This is a genomic window from Guptibacillus sedimenti, from assembly GCF_028610665.1.
In the GTDB taxonomy this organism is placed as follows: domain Bacteria; phylum Bacillota; class Bacilli; order Bacillales; family Guptibacillaceae; genus Guptibacillus; species Guptibacillus sedimenti.
On record NZ_JAQQWV010000003.1, the window covers coordinates 240,165 to 262,150 of the forward strand.

At 40.1% G+C, this 21,986-nt stretch carries 19 protein-coding genes, 1 pseudogene and 1 riboswitch; of the genes and pseudogenes, 5 read left to right on the forward strand and 15 right to left on the reverse strand.

Features of this window, described 5'->3' with window-relative positions; genetic code table 11:
- Positions 1–96: 96 nt before the first annotated feature.
- Positions 97–327, reverse strand: coding sequence for a hypothetical protein (locus PQ578_RS15680; RefSeq protein WP_098443741.1), 231 nt, complete (start codon positions 325–327; stop codon positions 97–99).
- A 157-nt stretch (positions 328–484) separates the two neighbouring features.
- Between PQ578_RS15680 and PQ578_RS15685 the strand changes: the two genes are divergently transcribed.
- Complete coding sequence (locus PQ578_RS15685) at positions 485–2,122, forward strand: L-lactate permease (protein ID WP_273835339.1); 1,638 nt, start codon at positions 485–487, stop codon at positions 2,120–2,122.
- 64 nt (positions 2,123–2,186) lie between these two features.
- Here the strand turns inward: PQ578_RS15685 and PQ578_RS15690 are convergent, their stop codons facing one another.
- Positions 2,187–2,444 carry a hypothetical protein gene (locus tag PQ578_RS15690; RefSeq protein ID WP_273835341.1) on the reverse strand — a complete coding sequence of 86 codons (258 nt, stop codon included), beginning with the start codon at positions 2,442–2,444 and terminating at the stop codon, positions 2,187–2,189.
- Between the two features lie 166 nt (positions 2,445–2,610).
- Here PQ578_RS15690 and PQ578_RS15695 point away from each other — a divergent pair, with 166 nt between their 5' ends.
- The 3 genes from PQ578_RS15695 to PQ578_RS15705 all read left to right on the forward strand — a co-directional run bounded on the left by PQ578_RS15695 (position 2,611) and on the right by PQ578_RS15705 (position 5,886).
- Positions 2,611–3,627: an LLM class flavin-dependent oxidoreductase gene (locus PQ578_RS15695; RefSeq protein ID WP_273835342.1), complete on the forward strand. Its 1,017-nt coding sequence runs from the start codon at positions 2,611–2,613 to the stop codon at positions 3,625–3,627.
- 176 nt (positions 3,628–3,803) lie between these two features.
- A riboswitch (purine riboswitch) is annotated at positions 3,804–3,905 on the forward strand.
- 96 nt (positions 3,906–4,001) lie between these two features.
- Positions 4,002–4,598, forward strand: a complete 597-nt coding sequence (locus tag PQ578_RS15700) for a xanthine phosphoribosyltransferase (RefSeq protein WP_273835344.1) — start codon at positions 4,002–4,004, stop codon at positions 4,596–4,598.
- Positions 4,585–5,886, forward strand: coding sequence for a nucleobase:cation symporter-2 family protein (locus PQ578_RS15705; protein WP_273835345.1), 1,302 nt, complete (start codon positions 4,585–4,587; stop codon positions 5,884–5,886). The genes PQ578_RS15700 and PQ578_RS15705 overlap by 14 nt, the downstream gene beginning before the upstream one ends.
- A 42-nt stretch (positions 5,887–5,928) precedes the next feature.
- Here PQ578_RS15705 and PQ578_RS15710 read toward each other — a convergent pair whose 3' ends face one another.
- From PQ578_RS15710 to PQ578_RS15740, 7 genes are all read right to left on the reverse strand, one after another.
- A complete protein-coding gene (locus PQ578_RS15710; RefSeq protein WP_273835346.1) occupies positions 5,929–7,716 on the reverse strand; it encodes an L-lactate permease in 1,788 nt (595 codons plus the stop codon).
- A 151-nt stretch (positions 7,717–7,867) separates the two neighbouring features.
- The gene (locus PQ578_RS15715; protein ID WP_273835347.1) at positions 7,868–8,653 is read right to left on the reverse strand and encodes a fumarylacetoacetate hydrolase family protein; all 786 of its coding nucleotides are present in this window, start codon (positions 8,651–8,653) and stop codon (positions 7,868–7,870) included.
- A 13-nt stretch (positions 8,654–8,666) separates the two neighbouring features.
- Positions 8,667–10,139, reverse strand: coding sequence for an FAD-binding oxidoreductase (locus PQ578_RS15720; RefSeq protein WP_420541564.1), 1,473 nt, complete (start codon positions 10,137–10,139; stop codon positions 8,667–8,669).
- Positions 10,096–11,496, reverse strand: a complete 1,401-nt coding sequence (locus PQ578_RS15725; protein ID WP_273835350.1) for a (Fe-S)-binding protein — start codon at positions 11,494–11,496, stop codon at positions 10,096–10,098. The genes PQ578_RS15720 and PQ578_RS15725 overlap by 44 nt, the downstream gene beginning before the upstream one ends.
- Before the next feature lies 1 nt (position 11,497).
- The gene (locus PQ578_RS15730; RefSeq protein WP_273835352.1) at positions 11,498–12,778 is read right to left on the reverse strand and encodes an FAD-binding oxidoreductase; all 1,281 of its coding nucleotides are present in this window, start codon (positions 12,776–12,778) and stop codon (positions 11,498–11,500) included.
- 14 nt (positions 12,779–12,792) lie between these two features.
- Positions 12,793–13,512 (reverse strand): FadR/GntR family transcriptional regulator, encoded by a 720-nt coding sequence (locus PQ578_RS15735; RefSeq protein ID WP_273835353.1) that lies wholly within the window; start codon positions 13,510–13,512, stop codon positions 12,793–12,795.
- 120 nt (positions 13,513–13,632) lie between these two features.
- Positions 13,633–15,807 (reverse strand): malate synthase G, encoded by a 2,175-nt coding sequence (locus PQ578_RS15740; RefSeq protein WP_273835355.1) that lies wholly within the window; start codon positions 15,805–15,807, stop codon positions 13,633–13,635.
- Between the two features lie 175 nt (positions 15,808–15,982).
- Here PQ578_RS15740 and PQ578_RS15745 point away from each other — a divergent pair, with 175 nt between their 5' ends.
- Positions 15,983–16,870, forward strand: a complete 888-nt coding sequence (locus PQ578_RS15745; RefSeq protein WP_273835357.1) for a LysR family transcriptional regulator — start codon at positions 15,983–15,985, stop codon at positions 16,868–16,870.
- Positions 16,871–16,985: 115 nt separating this feature from the next.
- Here PQ578_RS15745 and PQ578_RS22525 read toward each other — a convergent pair.
- The 6 genes and pseudogenes from PQ578_RS22525 to PQ578_RS15770 form a co-directional block, all read right to left on the reverse strand.
- A pseudogene (locus tag PQ578_RS22525) lies at positions 16,986–17,234 on the reverse strand (OsmC family protein); the annotation flags it as partial.
- A 21-nt stretch (positions 17,235–17,255) separates the two neighbouring features.
- A complete protein-coding gene (locus PQ578_RS15750) occupies positions 17,256–17,450 on the reverse strand; it encodes a hypothetical protein (protein ID WP_098443728.1) in 195 nt (64 codons plus the stop codon).
- A gap of 22 nt (positions 17,451–17,472) precedes the next feature.
- On the reverse strand, positions 17,473–18,456 hold the full coding sequence (locus tag PQ578_RS15755) for an aldo/keto reductase (RefSeq protein WP_273835359.1): 984 nt from the start codon (positions 18,454–18,456) through the stop codon (positions 17,473–17,475).
- Between the two features lie 58 nt (positions 18,457–18,514).
- Positions 18,515–19,495 (reverse strand): alpha/beta hydrolase, encoded by a 981-nt coding sequence (locus PQ578_RS15760; protein ID WP_273835362.1) that lies wholly within the window; start codon positions 19,493–19,495, stop codon positions 18,515–18,517.
- The gene (locus PQ578_RS15765) at positions 19,482–20,126 is read right to left on the reverse strand and encodes a GNAT family N-acetyltransferase (RefSeq protein ID WP_273835371.1); all 645 of its coding nucleotides are present in this window, start codon (positions 20,124–20,126) and stop codon (positions 19,482–19,484) included. The genes PQ578_RS15760 and PQ578_RS15765 overlap by 14 nt, the downstream gene beginning before the upstream one ends.
- 45 nt (positions 20,127–20,171) lie before the next feature.
- On the reverse strand, positions 20,172–21,974 hold the full coding sequence (locus PQ578_RS15770; RefSeq protein WP_273835372.1) for an IucA/IucC family protein: 1,803 nt from the start codon (positions 21,972–21,974) through the stop codon (positions 20,172–20,174).
- Between the last annotated feature and the right edge of the window lie 12 nt (positions 21,975–21,986).

The following is a 21,986-nucleotide window of genomic DNA, read 5'->3' on the forward strand; positions in this document are numbered from 1 at the left end:
CATCGTACCCTGAATGTACCGAACGCATGCCAAAATGAACAACCTGGATAGGTTACGATGTGCTAAAAAAGCTAGCAAAGTTCGCTAGCTTTTTTCTTACTTGCTTTGAGATTTACATTTTTCTTGAATGACTGTAAGAGCACTTTCTTTATCAGGCTGATCACTTTGGTGCCAGCGAATTTTTCTTCCAAATTCGTCCGCCTTCGCATATGCATAGATTTTACCTTCGTATTCCGCCACGCTAATTTCCCAATAATACGTCACTTCTGCCCCAGTAGGCTGGGTAACGTCAACAGGATAGAAAAAGTAATCGACTTTTTTTAACATAATATCAGCTCCTTCATTATTGATTCAAAGCTATTTTAACAGATTTTCTTTTCCTAGTTTGTTTTAAAGTGTGAGGTTTGTCACTTAATGTTTAGGTGATTTTAGATAAGCTATATGTGAAAGAGATCACATTAACCTCATAGAAAAGGTGAGAAAAATGAATGGACTCCAACTTTTTGCGGCATTAACGCCGATTCTTGCGGTATTTATCTTGCTTGTCCTACTACGCCTTCCGGCTACTACAGCTATGCCAGGAAGTTTACTACTTACTGCAATCGTAGCTTTTTTTATTTGGAAAATACCAGTTATACAAATTGTGGCAGCTTCTATGGAAGGGCTGATCATTGCTTTATCGATTATCTGGATTGTATTTGGAGCGATTCTGCTTTTAAATACGTTACGAAACAGTGGTGCGATTGATGCGATTCGAGCGGGATTTATGGGCATATCGATGGATCGTCGGGTTCAACTCATTATTATTGCCTGGTTGTTTGGTGCATTTATTGAAGGAGCAGCAGGGTTTGGTACCCCAGCTGCAATTGGTGCTCCGCTTCTAGTTGCTCTTGGATTCCCTCCCCTTTCCGCCGTTACGATGGCGCTTATTGCAGATAGTAGTCCTGTATCATTCGGAGCGGTAGGAACACCTATTATCGTTGGTGTAGATCAGGGGCTTAGACAGGGACCAGCCATTGCAGATCAAGTAGCAACTTCTATTGGTAGTCAGTCAATGGGAGAGTACCTTCAGGCCATTACTCAAAGTGCTGTCATGATTGATCTTTTTGTCGGCACGTTAATTCCTTTAATCTTAGTGATGATGTTAACGCGCTTTTTCGGTGAAAATCATTCTTGGAAAGAGGGGCTCTCTATATGGAAGTTCGCCTTATTTGCTGGATTTAGCTTTACCGTACCTGCTTTTATCGTAGCTACTTTACTAGGACCTGAATTCCCTTCTATTATTGGTGGGCTTGTTGGCCTTTCCATCGTGATTCCAGCTGCCAAAAGAGGCTTTCTTCTTCCTGATGAGCCCTGGGATTTCAACCGTGTAAACCAAACGAACTTGAAGCCTCACCATTCTCTTTCATTAGGTGTAGCCTGGATTCCTTATTTGCTCGTTGCGATTTTATTGGTGCTTACGAGGTTGGATTTCCTTCCTATAAAAGGATGGCTCCGTTCCGTTAAGATAGGCTGGCAAGACATTCTCGGAACGGAGATCAGTACTTCTTTTGAACCTTTGTACTTACCTGGAACTATTTTCATTGTTGTTATCGTCGTTACCATCTTTCTCCATAAAATGACACGAACAGCTGTGAAAAATACAATGATGGATTCCATAAAAACAATGGTTGGGACAGTCATTGCGCTTGGAACAGCGGTTCCTATGGTTCGGATTTTTATCAATTCTGGTATTAATGGTTCTAATCTCCTGAGCATGCCAATGGAGCTTGCGACACTTGTTGCGAACGCAGTTGGCGATGCCTGGCCACTTGTTGCCCCGTTTATTGGTGCACTCGGCTCATTCATTTCAGGAAGTGCGACATTTAGCAATATGATGTTCTCACTCTTTCAATTTAGCGTAGCGGATCAGCTTCAAATGAATGAACAACTTGTTCTTTCACTTCAAGTATTAGGTGCTAATGCAGGGAATATGATTTGTGTTTTAAACGTTGTGGCAGCTGCTTCAGTTGTCGGAATGGTCGGAAAAGAAGGAACGATTATTCGGATGACGATGGGGCCTATGTTGTTTTATGCGGTTGCCTCTGGCGCACTTGGATGGATTGCAATTATGGTGTTTTAACTGGATGCATTAAAAATAAACAAAAGCCGATGTTGCAGTGCATGCAACATCGGCTCATTTGTTTTTATCCAAGATTTTCAACGTCCCAGGTTCGTATGGAATAGAATCCATCGTCAATCTTCTCTTTTTCATTACGAAGCGTTTCGAGCAATTCTTCTGGAAACCGCTGCATGGAATCGTGATGGATCTCCATTCCATTGTAACCACTATAAACAGGTACAGTAACGATTTGTTTTTCAATCGTATCAAAACAATGTAAACAGAGGAACCCAACGCTTCTCATCCGATAAGTAAACATGATTCGATAACGAGACTCTTCCATCCTCTTCCCTCCTACTAATCGATTCTAGTAATTAGTATGTACAGATAATTCCTCTGACATACGTGTTGATGAGCGGATTATTTTCTATTACAAGACGCCCCTGATAGAATTGGGAATGGGTTTTTATAGAAGTAAGAAATCTATTAAAAAGAAAGAAGATGAACGTATGTCTAACCAAACGAAAAAACAATTAAAAGATATTTCATATTCTGTCCTAGATTTAGCGCCTGTTAAAGAAATTGGTGCGATTTCGGATGCTCTTCACAGATCACGAGATTTAGCTCAGCACGTAGAAAAATTAGGCTACAATCGTTTTTGGCTTGCAGAACATCACAATATGCCCTTTATCGCAAGTTCAGCTACGTCAGTCGTCATTGGACATGTGGCTGCAGGAACGTCCACTCTTCGCGTCGGTTCAGGAGGCGTTATGCTTCCGAATCATTCACCACTTGTTATTGCGGAACAATTTGGAACACTAGAATCCCTCTTCCCAGGCCGAATTGATCTAGGTCTCGGTCGTGCCCCTGGTACTGACCAGCGAACTGCATTCGCTTTAAGACGAGGACAAGGATCAATGGGGCAAGACTTCCCAGATCTACTCGGCGAACTACGATCTTACTTCGATCCTACATTAAGTCAGGGTACTTCTCCAGTTCGAGCCGTTCCTGGTGAAGGATTAAATATTCCAATTTGGCTTCTTGGATCAAGTTTATATAGTGCTCAGCTTGCTGGAGAACTAGGTCTCCCTTATTCATTCGCTAGTCATTTCTCACCAAAAAATACAATTAGTGCTTTAGAAACTTATCGAAGTCATTTTAAGCCTTCAAAAGTATTGGAAGAGCCTTACGCAATGGTAGGCGTGAATATAATTGTGGCAGATACTGATGAAGAGGCTAACTTCCTAGCTACAACGCTTCAGCAGCAGTTCCTTAACTTAATTCGCAATCACGAAGCACCAATGCAGCCGCCAGTTGAGAAATTGAATGCTAGTGAATATGAATTAGCAGCTCTTCATCAACAGCTCGCCACTTCCATTGTAGGTGGACCGGAAACCGTTGAAAAGAAAATGCAGGAGTTCCTTGATGAAACTCAAGCGGATGAAATGATGGTTATTTCATCAATCTATGATCACGAGAAAAGGAAGAAGTCTTACAAACTTCTTTCTGACATAACGAAGGGTTAAATTAAACCTAACAAGGGCCGGATTCAATGAATCCGGCCTTCTAATGGATGGAATAGTAATAATTAGCAGTTAACTGAAATTAATTGCACAAAACACGAACATAAATGTGTTATTAATCTAGTATTGTTAAGTTTTTCTTTACAACGATTTTGGTGTTGGTTTATAATACCATTCATAACCTTATGAACATCATCACTCATATAACCGCAAGAATATGGCTTGCAAGTTTCTACCGGTTCACCGTAAATGATCCGACTATGAGTGAGCAAACTTCTGTGCCAGAAATGCATCTTTCTACAGGCCCGAAGGATATTTTGCTCACTCTTTAGTGGGTAAGATGTTCTTCGGGTTTTTGTATTAAAGGAGGATTCAACATGGAAAATTTAAAAAAGAAAATTAAACAGGAGGGTATTGCACTATCTGATAGCGTTTTAAAGGTGGATACTTTTCTGAATCATCAGGTAGACCCTCAATTAATGAAAGAAATTGGAGAAGTGTTTGCAAATCGATTTGCTAATTTAGGGGTGACAAAAGTTGTAACATTGGAATCTTCAGGGATAGCCCCCGCAGTATTCACTGCCTTAACACTAAATGTCCCTTTGATTTTTGCTCGAAAGAAAAAGTCGCTTACTCTTAACGAAGATTTATTAACTGCGGATGTCTATTCTTATACAAAACAAGAGTCCAACACAATCTCTATTTCTAGTAAATTTCTATCTGAGCAGGATCATGTTCTCCTTATTGACGATTTTTTAGCGAATGGACAAGCTGCTGAAGGATTATTGGAAGTTGTTGCTAAAGCTGGAGCAACTACAGCAGGGATTGGAATTCTAATTGAAAAAGCATTTCAGGATGGCGGAAAACGATTACGAGAAAAGGGTTATCGAGTTGAGTCACTAGCCATGATATCCGAATTAGAAGCTGGCAAGGTAACGTTTACTGAAGAGGAGATTATGTATGAATCTATTTAAATACACTTCTCTAAGTATTCAACATGTTCTTGCCATGTATGCGGGTGCTGTTGTTGTTCCTCTAATTGTTGGAGGTGCACTTGGGCTAAGTGGAAGTGACCTAACTTATCTTGTTTCAATTGATATCTTTATGTGTGGAATAGCTACTATTTTACAAGTTTGGAAGAACCGTTTCTTTGGTATTGGCTTACCGGTGGTTCTTGGTTGTACGTTTACTGCAGTCGGACCAATGATTGCAATTGGTGGACAATACGGGATAACAGCTATCTATGGAGCTATTTTAGCAGCGGGAATATTTGTTATCCTGATTTCCCCTGTGTTTAGTAAATTAATCGCATTCTTCCCCCCAGTTGTAACCGGATCAGTCGTTACCGTTATTGGAATAACTCTTATTCCTGTTGCGATGGGAAATATGGCAGGTGGAGAAGGCGCTGGAGACTATGGTTCTTTGCAAAATATATCGCTTGCACTAGGGACGCTACTCTTCATTATTGTGTTAACAAGGCTATCAAATGGATTTGTTAGATCTATCGCCATATTAATCGGTCTTGTAGTAGGTACGATTGTAGCCAGTTTCATGGGTTTGGTTGATCTAGCTCCTGTTAAAGATGCTTCCTGGTTTCACCTTATTGAACCTCTTCATTTTGGTGTGCCAACCTTCGAACTTACAGCTATATTAACAATGATTCTTGTTGTTCTCGTAAGCCTCGTAGAATCTACAGGTGTTTACTTTGCTCTAAGTGACATTTGTGAACAGGAGATTTCAGAGGAAGATGTGAAAAAGGGATACCGTGCTGAAGGTGTTGCAATTGTTCTAGGGGCATTGTTTAATGCTTTCCCTTATACTACATACTCCCAAAATGTGGGTTTGATCCAGCTCTCAGGCATTAAGAAAAAACAGGTCATTTACCTCGTTGGTGGTATGTTAGTTGTTCTTGGTCTTGTTCCAAAAATTGGAGCCGTTACAACGATTATACCTGCACCGGTTCTTGGAGCAGCAATGCTTGTCATGTTTGGAATGGTGATGGCATATGGCATAAAAATGCTAACGCGAGTTGATTTTAACTCACAAGAAAACTTATTTATCATAGCCTGTTCAATTGGCATTGGTCTTGGTGTTACAGCTGCTCCTTCCGTGTTCGAACAGCTGCCAGCTAGCATTCAAATTCTTACTGACAATGGGATCGTCGCTGGAAGTGTAATGGCTATTCTGTTAAATCTCGTTTTTCATGCTTCATCTATAAGAAAACCTGAAAAAGAATCATTGATTGAATCAAAAGCTTCATAGTAGACAGAAGCACCTGCCATGTAAAGTGGCAGGTGCTTCTGATTATTTAATGGATTTATAAGGGTTATTATCAACGGCAATAGCGGTACTTTTAGAGCGATTCGTTGCAATGATATAAATCGCTGCAACTCCAATGAGTGTGGTGAGTATCGTTCCGATATTAAATATTCCCTTTTCAGAAGTCCACACAATTGAATAACCGAGTGCACCAGCCATCGTTGCATAATAAACAAATGGGATAAGCGTTTTTCGAATAACGTCCCCTTCCTTACCTACTAGTCCTACAACTGCAGAAGCAGCAACTACGTTATGAACGCAGATCATGTTCCCGGCTGCGCCTCCTACAGCTTGTAGAGCGACAATCCACGTTGCATCTACACCAATTTGAGCTCCTACATCATATTGGAATAAGGAAAACATCATGTTACTGACTGTATTGCTACCGGCAATAAATGCGCCAATACCGCCGATGAATGAAGCAAAAAGAGGCCAAAAATCTCCTGTTAGAGCTGCAACACCGTTAGCGAGTTCTAGCGGCATTTTATCAAATCCTGCCCCTCCACCACCGGAATTTAAGAATACTTGAACCATAGGAACAGTAAAGACGAGTGCAGTTGAAGCAGCGATCATCGTTTTACCAGAGTGTTTCCATGCTCGAACATAAGCAGTCGTATTCATTTGATGAATGACAAAAGTGATTAGTGAGACAAGTATAAAAATCGTGCCTGGTAAGTAAAGCGGCTGAAAGCTCGACGAAATCTGAGTACCGAAAATATTAGGTATTGAAACCGTCCAGGCTTGAAACCAATCGATTAATGGTAGCGCTTTCAATCTAGTTGCTACAAGAAGTAAACCAACTAGAACGTATGGTGTCCACGCGCGGACCATCGACATATGTCCACTTTTATGAGCAATATCTTTAATTTCAATGCTTCCTGACCAGGAAGGATCCCAGTTTTCTTTATCATCAAAATCCCATTGTTCATTTGCAGGTGGCATGAGAAATCCTTTTTTTGCAGCTGTAACTACAATAGCAAGTCCAACTAGCCCCCCTATCATTGATGGGAATTCTGGACCTAAGACATTTGCGACTATAACGTATGGAATCGTCATAGCGAAAGCAGCAAACAAAGCAAATTTCCAGACTTTAATCCCTTCCCGAAATGATTTGTTTTTACCAAAGAAACGAGTCATAAGTGCTACAACAAATAAAGGGATAAGTGTACCTACAATAGCATGAAGAATGGCGACCCGCCCTCCAACCATTGTTACAAGAGCAAGGAAATCGTTCGTGATGCTAGCATCAGCAGTAAGACCAGATTGAACACCGACAAGAATTGGCGTTCCAACTGCACCAAAAGAAACAGGTGTGCTTTGGATTACCATACCTGCAATAACGGCAGCCATAGCAGGAAATCCGAGACCGACAAGAAGCGGCACAGCGACTGCTGCCGGGGTGCCAAAACCAGCAGATCCTTCAATAAATGAGCCAAATAACCATGCGATGATGATGACTTGAATGCGACGGTCAGGTGAAATACCAATAAAGCCCTCTCGAATCGTTTTTATTCCACCACTTTCTTGTAGTGTATTCAAGAGTAGAATGGCTCCGAAGATGATATATAACAACGTAGCGGCAACAACTAACCCATTTACCGATGCTGCGGCAACAGTAGCGCCCGGAACTTTCCATACGAATAGAGCTAGTACAACCGCGACGATGTATGATACTGGCATCGCTTTACTTGCTGGCCATCGTAACCCTACAAGGAAAATTCCTACTGCAGCAATCGGGAGTAACGAAAGAATTGCTAATAATCCTGTACTCATTGCTCATCCTCCAATAGTTATATTTGTTGGTAATGAAACCTATTCTCGTTTCTTTCATCGATGCTGTCTATTCTCGTATAGTTGTATGTAACCTGTTTGAAGACAGTAAAATCTTAAGCTAGTATTAGCACGCTCAGGGGAACTCCCAGGATTATTTCTGGGAGACGTGAACACGTGAATCGGCATGCTTGAACGTATTCGTTAGAGAACCGATTTTTTCGATAAAACATTCAACGGTATCTTCGTCTTTTACAAAATGCGCTCCTGTAGGACTTCCTGTAAGGATCACGTCACCAGGATGTAATGTCATAACCGTTGAAAGATAAGCAATCATTTCTTTTATCGGAACAATCATCCACTCTGTTGGACTGTTTTGTTTCACTTCCCCGTTTACCTTCGCTGTTACGTGAATGTCATAAGGGTCTAATTCTGTTTCAATGATGGGTCCAAGCGGCGTAAATGTGTCGAAAGATTTTCCAAGCGTCCAGTGACCATTTTCATGGAAAAACTGAGGTGCTGTTACATCGTTTCCGACAGTGTAGCCAAAAACGTAGTCAAGTGCGTTTTCTTTGTCGATATTCTTAGTTTCTTTCCCAATTATTACCGCAAGTTCAGACTCGAATTTTATTTCGTGCAGTTGATCTGGAATGATAACCGGTTCACTAGGTCCAATCACCGAGGTTGCTGGCTTGAAGAAAAACACTGGCATTTCAGGGATTCGATTAGGGAGTGATTGTTTATTTTCGACGTAGTTCGCCCCGATTCCTATAATGTTCTTTGGTGCAATTGGAGCAAGTAGCTCAATGTCATCTAATGAGATTTTCTCACTTGTATAGGACCAATTCGTAAGTGGATTTCCTTCAATTACCGTGACATTATCCTTTTCGATTACACCAAATTGAATCTTATCCTTGTAATTAAATCTACCAAATTTCATATTAATAGCTCCTTTATGTTGATTTTGTAAGTGAAGTTTCATTGACCACCTTTTTAATATCCATACATCTGCTTGGAGTTGGGAAAAGCTTTCCTTGGTTCAATAAGTTATGGGGATTAAATACGTCTCTGATGGAGGTTTGAGCTTCAAGTTCTTCATCACTAAAAATAAATCGCATTTCTTCTTTTTTCTCTATTCCAACCCCATGCTCACCTGTAATGGATCCTCCTGCATCTGCACAGGCTTTCAGGCATGCAGTACCCGCCTGTAATGCTTTCTCTGTTTCTCCTTCAATTCTAGAATCAAACAGGATAAGCGGATGCAAATTGCCATCACCTGCATGGAAAATATTAGCTATTCGAAGGCTGTACGCCTTGCTTATATTCCTTATTTCTTTAAGGACTTCAGGAAGTTTACTTCTTGGAATAACACCGTCTTGAACAAGGTAATCTGGTGAAATGGCTCCCATCGCTCCAAATCCTGTCTTTCGATTTGCCCACCAGCGGCCGCGCTCCTCTTCATCACGTGCTACTTTGACGTCACGTACATGATGGTTCTCACAAACAGACAAGATTTGTTCAATTTGTTCAGCAATCCCTTCAGCGATCCCATCTACTTCTATTAATAAGAGAGCTTCAATATCAGGGGGGTGTCCAACGGGAAATGCCCCTGCTTCTACCCCTTCGATCGCGGTTTGGTCCATCATTTCGAGCGCAGCAGGTATAATACCTGCTGAAATAATGTCAGAAACAGCATGGCTTCCATCTTCCACTCGATCAAAATAAGCCAGAACAGTTTTCTTTGATTCCGGGTTTTTAAGAATTCGGACGGTGATTTTTGTGACAATCCCTAACGTGCCTTCTGACCCTGTTAGGATTCCAAGAATATCGTATCCGGGAGTATCAAGGACACCGTTAGGACTGATTTCAATCACTTCTCCATCTGGAAGCACAACCTCAAGACCGAGAATATGATTCGTAGTCACTCCGTATTTCAGACAGTGCGCCCCACCAGCATTTTCAGCTACATTTCCTCCAATTGTACAAACGTATTGACTAGAAGGATCTGGTGCATAGTAATACCCTTTATGAGAAATGGAGTTTGTTAGTTTTAAGTTCACAAATCCAGGCTGAACCACTGCCTTTCTGTTTTCATAATCGACACTTAAAAGATTCTTCATTTTCACAAGGCTGATGATAACTTCATTATTTAGTGGAATCGCTCCTCCACTTAATCCCGTTCCAGCACCGCGAGCGAGAAAAGGGATGTTATGACTAGCACAATATTTGACAGCAGCTGATACTTCCTCTGTGTTTTTAGGGAAAATCACAGCTTTAGGCATCGCTTTATGAATTGTAAATCCATCACAATCGTAGGATAATAGATCTTCTTTATGATGTAGAATGGATTTGGTTCCTACAATTTTCGAGAGAGCAAGAATGTCAGGGTCTATTGTTGCTTTCTTTCTTCTCGACAATAACACCATCTTTCACTCCTTTCCTTTCATCTTCTTGATAGGCCCAATCAAGTAACTGAACGGTGTGTACTACTTTTCCGCCACGGCCGTATTTCTGAACCCCCATTGCCATTTGAAGCATACATCCCGGATTCCCCATAGAAATCATCTCAACGTCGCTGGGTACATTCTCCATTTTACGTTCTAGAACAGCGGAAGCCATTTCGGGATTTGTAATATTATAGATTCCGGCACTGCCGCAACAGGTATCTGCATTTGGTTGTTCAACATAATCAACACCCGGAATATCTTTTAATAGCTGCCTTGGTTCATGACGAACGCCCTGACCATGTGCAAGGTGACAAGCATCGTGATAGGTAATCCGTTTGTTGATTGCACTTTGCGGTTTCTCATATCCTGTATCATAGAGATATTTTGAAATATCCTCCACCTTCTCAGAAAAAACTTCTGCTTTTGCTTTCCATTCTGGATCATGTCGGAAAAGCTCCGGGTACTCCTTCAATGCACATCCACATCCTGCTGCGTTAACCACGACTTTTTCTGCATCTTGAAATGCTTCAATGTTTTGTTTGGCAAGTTTCTTTCCGGTTTCTCGGTCACCTGCGTGGATGTGCAAAGCACCGCAACACGTCTGATTTTTAGGAAGAACAACATCATTTCCGTTATGCGTAAGTACGTTGATGGTTGATTGGTTAATATCACTAAACATCACGTCCATGATACATCCCTTCAACATTGCAACTTGTGCTTTCGAATTTCCTTTCGCAGGGATAATATCAACATTTTTATACTTTTGATGCGTTGATTGATGAATCTCCGGCATAACTGCTTCCATTTCTACAAGATGATCAGGCATAATACGAAGGACTCCAGTCGATCGAACCGCTTTTTGAATCCCGCTCTTTTGATAGAATTTTAATAACCCGCTAGCTGCTTGGAGACGACTTTGATGAGGGAATATACCTTTTAAGAAGAAGCTACTGACGGCTCGCTTTACTCCTTTTAAAGGCATTGCCTGTCTTACCTGACCACGTGCTTCTTCAATCAACCCACCGACATCAACATCTGCAGGGCATGCAGTTGTACAGGCACGACAATCCAGGCACTGAAATACGGGATCCATAAATTGTTCATTTACTTCAAGCTTTCCTTCAGCGACAGATTTAATAAGATGAACGCGTCCTCGTGGTGAATGTTGTTCCTGCCCTGTCTCTAAATATGTTGGACATGATTCAAGACACATACCACAATGTACACAGTCTGCCCACTTTTCCTCATCAGGATGGTCCTCCCACAGGTAATTACTTAAACTGTTAGATGAACAAGGGGGTGCGTTCTTCATTAGTTCTTTTTCTTTTAAACTCATACTATATCCCTCCTATAAAACGCTGTTCGTTCAGCGTGTTTTTGGGATCAATCTTCTGTTTTATTCCTCTCATTAAAGAGAAAGAACCTTTTTGTTGTCCCCAGACTTCCAACTGTTCCCGAAGTTCGAAAGGAAGATGTTTTACTATTCCGTACCCACCATGTTCCTCAGAAAATGCCTGGATGTTGTTAATCGATTGAACGACATTTTGAGGCTGCCCTGAGACGATAATTGTACTGAGACCATGTCCAACTCCTGAGTGTGCAAGAATCTGCACGTTACCTTCAAGATTCAATCGATTGCATTCCTGAAGTAGTGGGAATACTCCCATATTGGTTGTTCCGACTTTCATAACACCAGAAGTCGTATCATGAAAATCGTTTTGACTGTTTGGTGTTAGCTCATTAAATATTGTCCAGAAGTCTTCAGGCTGTTCTAAAACGTTCATCATGGCTTCTGTTGGTTTGTTTTCATCAATCCAATCTTCTTGAAAAAGGACTGCTTTTTTAACATCTTCAAGTGCGATTATTAAGTGATACTCATCTTTATGAAATAAACTCTTGGATAGCGTAGGGTTAATAAGTTCAAGAGAAACAGGTTCAATCGTAGAGTCCTGAATTTGTATAATGAATGATTTTAAATCATTAAGTGCATCCTCTTGCACACTTAACGTGACGATACTTGAATGTTTTGGAAGTGGACGTAACTTTAATGTGATTTCTGTAATGACTCCGAGAGTTCCCATCGCGCCAATAAACAATTTGTTCATATCGTAGCCAGCCACGTTTTTCACAACTTTTCCGCCTGTACGAATCATTTTGCCATCAGGATAAACAATACGCATGCCAATTACGTGATCACGTGCAGCCCCGTATTTCAAGCGTTTAGGTCCACTTTCATTAGCACTAACGACCCCACCAATAGTGGAAGCTGATGAGTGAGCTGGGTCTAATGGGACCATCTGATTGTGTTGCTTCAAAAATTGTTGAAGATTCTGCATGGTAGTACCAGGTTTTACTGTTACTGTCATATCTCCTGCTGTATGTTCAACAATACCGGTTAATTTCTTTAGAGAAAGAGTAAAGTCGTAATTAGGCTTTATCCCTCCGTATCCCAGTTTAGTTCCACCACTTACAATAGCGAGCTTCTTACCGTTTTTATTTGCTTCTTGTAAAATCATTGCAACTTCGTCTTCCGTCTCTGGATATAGTATATGAGGCGTAATATTGCCAAATCGGTTTGCCAATTCGGTCAATGGCCCTTCAATCAGCAGTTCGTCCAAATCCTTCCCTCCCTTCAAATTGTTTCAATAAATTCAGAGCGAATCGAAAATCCTTTTCTCATATGCTTTTTAACATAGGATAGGTGAAGTAACATGGCTTCGTTTGCACCTGAAACATCTTCACAAACGATCATATCCATTATTAATTCGTGCTGATGATGGATGTCATGAATCAGTTCAGGTTGTGAAGCAATTAAACTATGGAAATCTGCCATTGATTTAGCCATTGTGGATGAGATCGATTCAAGTAATTCTTGTAAAATGCTATTTCCTGAAGCCTTAGCGATTGCCATATGAAATTGACAATCATGATAGCCGCTGTCATCATATTGACATTCACTCATGTGGTTGAGCGTTTTTCTCATGGCTATCAGATCCTGTTCTTTTCGATTTACTGCAGCCAGCTTGACAATGCTCGTTTCTAAAATTTCTCTAACTTGAAAGAGAGATTCCAATTCCTTCTGATGGGGCATCAACATATGTTGAAAATAACGCTTGGGATTGAACCCTGTCACAAACGTTCCCTCACCCTGTCTTGTTTCTACTAATCCTCTCCCCTTTAGCGTTGTCAGCGCATCACGTACAGCTGAACGACCTACATCCAGGGAATCACAAAGCTCTCGCACAGAGGGGAGCTTATCACCCTCTTTGTAACTACCTTCTTTAATTAGTTTTACTATTTGTTCTTCAACTTTCTCAGATATTTTTTGAGAAGAAATACGCTTAAATTCCAAAATTATAACCACCTTTCAGAAGTCACATATCAGACAAGTTGAAACGAATTTTTGTATTTTTCAGTTAATTTTTTCGTAAAAGAGTGCAAAAGTAGCCGAAGGCCACTTTTGCAAGATAAGTTACTTATTGGCATATAACTTTGCTTTTGCTTCTTGTCGACGTTTATGCAAAATAGGTTCTGTATATCCGCTTGGCTGTTCCAATCCTTTAAAAACTAGGTCGCAAGCCGCTTGAAATGCAACAGAATCTTTATAATTTGCAGCCATGGCACGATATTCGGGGTCACTTGCATTTTGTTCGTCTACAACTTTGGCCATTCGTTTCATTGTTTCTAATACCTGTTCTTCTGTACAAATGCCATGATGGAGCCAATTCGCCATATGTTGACTTGAGATACGGAGGGTTGCGCGATCTTCCATAAGTTCAATGTTTCGAATGTCCGGAACTTTAGAACAACCTACACCATGCTCGACCCAGCGAACCACGTACCCAAGAATGCCCTGAGCATTATTATCAAGCTCTTCTTGAATTTCTTCTTTACTCCAGTTCTTATCTTCTATTGGTACTTGAAGAATGTCATCTTGATAGTTTGATGTGGTCTTTGCTAATTCACTCTGGATATTAGGAACATTGGCTTCATGGTAGTGAAGGGCATGAAGGGTAGCTGCAGTTGGTGAAGGTACCCAAGCTGTATTCGCTCCTGCTTGTAATTGACTTCCTTTCTGCGCTAACATGTCTGCCATCAAGTCTGGCATCGCCCACATGCCTTTCCCGATTTGTCCTACACCGGAAAAGCCTGTTTTTAATCCCTGTTGCACATTTGATTTCTCATAGCTTTGTAACCAAGTGGCGTTCTTCATTTCATTTTTACGGATAACAGGACCTGCTTCCATCGAAGTATGAATTTCATCGCCTGTACGATCTAGGAAACCAGTATTAATAAAGACAACACGTTCCTTCACCTCTCGAATACAGTTTTGAAGGTTAAGGGTTGTGCGACGTTCTTCATCCATAACGCCTATTTTCATTGTGTTTCGCTTTAATGCAAGTAGATCTTCTGTTCGATTAAATAATTCATTGGCAAAAGCTACTTCTTCTGAACCATGCATTTTAGGTTTTACGATATAAATTGAACCTTTAGATGAATTTTGATAGTTGCCATTCTTGAGAATGTCGTGCTTTGCGATAAGTCCTGTAATGACTGTATCCAGGATACCCTCTGGAATTTCGCTGTTTGATTGATCGAGTACGGCATTTGTTGTCATTAAGTGACCAACATTACGGGCAAACATGAGTGAGCGGCCACGAAGTGAGAATTCTTTACCATCTGGGGAGATATATTCACGATCAGGATTCAGTGTTCGTGATATCGTCTTCTTTCCTTTTGTAAAGGATGCAACAATGTCGCCTTTGATTAGTCCGAGAAAGTTCCGATATACAAGTACTTTATCCTCGGCATCTACTGCAGCAACTGAATCTTCAAAATCCATAATCGTTGTAATGGCAGATTCTACATATACATCTTTTATGCCTGCTGGATCCGTCTGACCAATTGGATTAGTGGGATCTATTTGAATTTCAAGGTGGATATCATTGTTTTTCAATAGAATGGAATCGGGATTATTTTCATTACCTTGATACCCGACGAATTGATCCCCATTTAATAAAACGCTTTCATTATTGTCCGGAAAGTGCACTTTGAGCATCCCTTGCTCTATCGAAAAACGCTTTATATCGGAATAGCTTCGTTCTTTTAATGGGACTGCTGAATCAAGAAAACGTTTTGCATATGCAATTACTTTTTGTCCACGAACTGGATTATAATTTCCGGCTTTGTCTGCTCCGTTTTCGTCGCTAATGGCGTCTGTTCCATATAATGCGTCATAAAGGCTTCCCCATCTTGCGTTCGCAGCGTTAATTGCGTAACGTCCATTGTTTACTGGGACAACTAGTTGTGGTCCAGCCTGAACAGCTATTTCATCGTCCACATTTGTAGTGGTTATCGTAAATTCATCCGTTTGCTTCTCAATATAATTTAATTTTGTTAAAAACGTTTTGTACTCCTCGAAACTGTACTTAGGATTTGCTTGATGCCATTCGTTGATTTTTTGTTGAAGTTCTTCACGAATTGAAAGTAGTCTTTTATTTTTAGGAGAGAGGTCTTTCACAATTTCACCGAATCCATTCCAGAATTGATCACTTGTAACGTCTGTACCTGGAATAACATCGGAATTAATAAAGTTATAGAGTTCAGTGGCTACTTGTAAAGAGCCGATCTTCGTATACTTTTCCATTGTATTTCCTCCTTGTAAAGATAACAGGACCTCGCGGTGGTACTGTCCTTTTGTTATGTATTATCTTATAATAAAAATAGTTATTAATATAATACATATTTGGCATATTGAGTATGCCCTAAGGTTATAATTCAGAATTTTGCATAAAATATCGCAGCAGTAGGAGTGATTAGGTTTGGAGATTCGTCATCTTGAGTATTTTTCAGAAGTGGCGAGACAGCTAAGTTTTACAAAAGCAGCATCGACACTTCATGTGTCACAACCATCGATTAGTAAAGCCATCAAGAATCTGGAAACAGAGCTTGGCATCCCCCTTTTCTATCGTTCGAAGCAATTAGAATTGACTGATGCTGGTAAGGCTGTTTTGGTCAATGCCCAGCATGTTCTTCGTGCTTTTCAAAATCTAACGGCAGAGCTCTCAGATATAACAGAATTAAAAAAGGGGGAAATCAAAATCGGGATCCCCCCTATCATCGGTGCAGCTTTTTTTTCAAAGATAATCAGCCAGTTTAAGGCACTCTATCCTACAGTAGAAATTCTACTTACTGAAGTAGGGTCCAAAATGATAAAACAAGGCGTTGATGACGGTTCTCTTGATATTGGATTGATCTGTAACACACCTTTAAAAAATAGTAGTTTTGAAGCAGTACAGGTTATCAAAGATCCACTCATGTTAATCGTTCATGATGAGCATCCTTTAGCAGTGTACTCTGAAATCCACCTTGCTGATCTCGAATATGAGCCCTTTATTTTGTATCGAGATGACTTCACTTTATATGATCGAATTCTAGAAGAATGCTCGAAGAATGAATTTTATCCTAACATCGTATGTCAAAGCTCGCAAAAGGATTTTATGATTGAAATGGTAGAAGCGAAACTGGGTATTGCACTTCTACCGAGTAAAATTGCCAATTCAATCCATAATGAGAGAATTAAAACGTTAAAGCTTAGACATTCTAATTTAAACTTAGAACTCGGATTGATTTGGAAACGAAATAAATATTTGCCTTTTGCTGTGAAAGAGTTTATTAATCTAGCTGAACCGGTTGTTGAGCTGAAATAATACACGGATTATTTCATTAGTAATCTGTGAGTCTGATCTTATGAAAATTTTTCTAGAAAATCCGATATCTCCAATAAGAAAGGCTGATGAATGGTTTTATTCATCAGCCTTTCATTTATTCTTCTATAATCTCCCAATCATGTTCAAAAGCGACGGAGTCTTTTAACGTTTGTGCTACAGGACATCCTCGTTCAAACACATTAAGCGCTCTTTCAGCTGCATCCCGCTTCTCAGAAGGAATAATTAACTTATAATGACAGCGAATTTTTGTGATTTTAAGAACGCCATCTGGCGCTTCAATGATTCCTTCAAACTTTCCTGATACCTTATTTGGATAAGTTGGTATGTGGCGCGCTTCCAGCGCACCGGATAATGTACCGGTTAGTCAGCCGCCAGCTGCTGCAACAATATGATCGAGGGTCGAGGGTTGTTCTACCTCCGGTGTGGCTTTGTAAAAATCTTTTACACCACCATGTACTCCATAGTGTATAGGTTCTTTGAAATCAGCGATATAAGCTCGTCGGCTTTTATCTTTATCTTGCTCAATCCGAATATTCGCAATTTCAATTGGGTTTGCCATCTTTAAAACTCCTTTCCTTTATTTAATAAGCTCCTCTAATTAGTTCATGAACTTCTTGCTCATAGAACGCTTTAAGCTTCTCCATCTCTTCTTTCGTAAAATCAGGAACTTCTACCGCTTTAAGATTCTGTTTCACCTGGTCACTATTTTTAAAGCCAGGAATAACACAAGAGACTTCCTTATGTTCAAGGATCCATTTTAAGGCTGCGGTTGTCATGCTCTCACGATCTCGAGCAATCCAATCGATTTCACTACTTAATTCAACGCCCTTTTCAAATTCAATCCCTGCAAAGGTTTCCCCAACATTAAAGGCTTCTCCGTTTCGATTAAAGTGACGATGGTCGTCTTTTTCAAACGTCGAGTTTTTCTTAAACTTCCCAGTTAATAACCCGCTTGCAAGCGGAACTCGAGTAAGAATTCCAACCCCTTGTTCATACGCTTTAGGAAAAAGCTCTTCTAGAGGCTTTTGTCTAAAAAGGTTAAAAATAACTTGCAATGTGCTTACACCTGGGTAGTCGAGACATAGCAGTCCTTCTTCTACGGTTTCAACACTAACACCGTAATAACGTATTTTTCCTTCTTCTTTTAACTTATCTAATACTTGAAATACAGCTCCATCTTTTAGTATTTCAATTGGCGGACAGTGGATTTGAAAAAGATCAATCTGATCTCGTTCCAATCGCTTTAAGCTCGCTTCACAGTAAGAACGCACACTTTCTTCAGAGTAAGTAGCTTGATCATAGATATCTCCTGCACGGCAAAATTTTGTTGCAATATGGATCTTATCTTCTTGTCCCTTTGTCGCTTTCGCTAAAAGTTCTTCACTATGACCGTCACCGTATACATCTGCTGTATCAAAGAAGTTAACCCCAGCATCGATCGCGTATTGAAGTGATTCGAGAGCTTGGGCGTCATTTGTCTTGCCCCACGCTCCGCCGATGGCCCATGTTCCAAAACTAACTTCACTTACCTTTAAGTCGGTTTGTCCTAACTGTCGATACTTCATGATTCCCCTCCATTAACAAAACTTGTCATTACATGGTAGTTTCCCTTTAGTTAACAGATTAAACCGGTTTCATAGATGGAGTTTTTGCTTCCTCATCGTAAATCAATTCTTTCAAATGAAGAAGCATCTCATCGACTGCCGATTTAGCCACGTCAACTTCACAAATCATATTAATGAAACTATGAACAAGTTTTTCATAATGAAGATGGGTAACGGTTACACCATTTTGTTTTAATTTATTCGCATAAGATTCTCCTTCACTTCTTAACGGATCATATTCCACAGTAATGATTAACGCTTGAGGAAGTTTTGCTGCAATCTCATCATCAACTTGTAATGGAGAAGCAAAAGGTTCCTTACCATCATTTGAGGATTTAAGATAATGGTGCCAAAACCATTTCATTTTCTCTGCTGTTAAATTAAATTGGTAATCTTCAAGATAAGAAGGAGAATCAAATGCATAATTTGTGACTGGATTAATTAAAAATTGATGATGAATCGCTACTTTTTGATGAAGGGCAATACAAGCGGCAGCAGCCAAATTCCCACCTGAAGATTCACCACCAATAGAAAGCTTGTTGATGTCTCCCCCAAACGATGAAATGTGCTCAACTGTCCAAAGCACGGCATCAATTGTATCCATCAGTGCAGCGGGATATTTGTGTTCAGGCGCAAGTCGATAGCCTACAGATACTACGATACATCTGCACTTCTCTGCTATGTATTGACAAAATGATTCACAGCTATCAAGTGATCCAAAAACCCACCCGCCACCATGCATGTAGATGAATACAGGAAGATTATGAAAACATTCTGGTTGATAAATACGAATAGGAATTTGATGGCTGCCGATTCTTCTTTCAACTGAGCATATTTGAGTTGAAGGGATAGGTGTAAAGTATGCGCGAGCTTCGTTATAGTAATAACGTGACATTTCTGGTGTTAGAGAATCGAGAGAAGGATGTTGCAATTCGTTCATTCTTGCAGCGATTCGCTTAAGTAGTTTTTCTGATTGTGGATCAAGTTTACGATGATCCATGTTTGATCGCCTCATTAAATACTTCCCACTCATGATCTGGGGAATTTAATAGATGAAATGAAGAAGTGATGTTGGAGTCACTTATGTTTTGATGAAAATCATTCCGATTCGCAATCACGAGTTTTGCTCTTTTTTCATTAATTTGAATCTCTTTTACCACATTTGCACCGAGTTTTTTTAGTATTGGAATGACGATCCTATTTCGATAATCAGGCTCTCCAATCATTCTATTTGCACCAAACTTTTCAAACAAAAACAATGTCATGGCTCTTATAATTGTTTCCCCATCTTCCTTGTTTAAGAGTCGTCTAGGTCCTATAAGCAAATGCATTCCCATATCTCTCGGTTCAATCGAATAATAATGTCTTATTGGATCTTGCCTCACATCGTATCCAATGACGTAACAAACAGGTTCATTATTTAGATAGCCCATAAAAACGCGCTTATGTCGTGACGAAATCGAGTTTTTAACCCAGACTTTAATTTCTTCAAGTGGCAAATTTAACTTCCAAAATGGATAAATGTGTTTCTGATGCATCCATTCGTGTAATATAGGAACATCTTCTTCATTCACCGGTCGAAAAGAAATGGTTCGATTGGATTCTTCGGTGATCGAGCATTCGAAAGCCATTCTACTTATCTCCTTAAAAGGACGGGAATTAACCCCGTCACTCTGTTATTTTGTTACTTCTTTATAATAAGAAAGTGCATTGTTTACTTTACCGAATTCTGATGCGTGGGGCCGATCATCTCCAGACGAATAACCTTCTTGGACCATGCGATTTCGATTGAGACATAGCTTCGTAAATGATGGTTGGAAGAAATCAAACAGCTTAAACCGCTCTTCTAAGTGAGGAAACCTAGCTTGATAAGAATGAATCGTTTCCGCGAGAATCTTCCAAAATTCATCTTCACGCATCATTTCGTTATGCTCTAGAATATTTGTTAAGTAGCGCAGATGACAAATAAACAATCCAGTGAAAATAAACTGCGTAAGACCCTCTGGTGGTTCACTGCGAAGAATCGCTCTCAATTCTGGAGACAACCCTCTTAACTCCTCGAAAGGTTGATCACTAATATTAACATCATCTACGAAATCTTTTACAGCGAGTCGGCAAGGTTTGTACTCTTTTAATACGAGAATAGTGTTTTGTCCATGTGGCGAGAAGACCGTGCCATACTGGTACAAATAATGCAGCAGTGGTTTCATCGTGACATCAAAAAATTGAGTTACCCATTCTTGTGTCGAAATCCCTGACTTTTCAATCATACTTTGAATATAGGCTTTACCGTCATGATCTTCATATAGCAATGCGGCTAATGTAATGGCTTGTTCTCCTTCTTCGAGGTATGTGTAGATGCTTTCACGAAAAATAACCCCAAGCATTTCTTTGTATTGATACGGAGCATGTTCAAGCCTTTGATAATAAGGATGGTCAACATTAATGCTTGCAATTTCACCTGGTAAAATAACGTTGCATTCCTCTTTTAAGAACGAGTCGTTTTCATAGATTCCTTTTATAAATTCGGTGATTTGCGGGGCAATGAGCGTTCGTTCTGTAGGTAAGCCCCGATAGACGAGCGTATTTAAAATGCTCATTGGCAACTTAACATGATACTTGTCTTGTTGAGATTGATTGACAAACGTCCGAATGGATTGCTGAGGAAGGTAAGAGTCACTAGATTCTTCGAGCGGTACAATCGTTTGATTCGCAATTTCTTCTGCAAAATTCTGAATCAAAACATTTTTCCACTGCCACTCATGAACTGGCATGAAGAAGAAGTTGGTAGGATCTAGCCTTTTGGATAGTAGTAGCTCATTGAAATTTCGAAGGTCATCATGACTAAGCTCAGAATTGATGAGCGCACCAAAAGTTAGGTCGTTAACGGATTGAAAAGAGCTTATTTCACGACTAACCCCGATCCAGGAAAGCCTTACTTCATTCTGATGTTCAGGGGCAAAATCCAAGTAATCATCGTAGCCAAATCCAATCCTACCTTTGTTATAGGTGATCCAAGGGTGACCAGTCATATAGCCTTCTAATCTAGCATAGTCTTCGTCAACTAAATCATCTGAGGAAACGCGCTTTGATAACAGATGAGCATCTGCAATAAGGGTTTGATTGATTTCTTTTATTAAGTGAGCTGTCGTTTCAGCCGACATGCCGATCAGCGGTTGAATATCAAGAAGAAAAGCGATCGCTCCTACATTCTCTTCTTTTCCGTCAGAAAAGAGACGAATCGATTTCCAATCAACGTCGAAGCTATCAAATAGACGATTTTCTGCACGGAACTGGTAGGTTTTCTTCACAGAAACACGTAGTTCAAAAAGGCTATGGTTTTCTTGTTCTTGAATGATTTCAGGTGTAATCATGTCCTCGTACATAAATTCTGAAAGCATTTTTCCGAGAAGTTTGTGATTCACTAGTTTCCAGGTTTCTTTCGTTAAAATATGATCTAAGTCTTTATCAAAATACATACGTTTCACCAC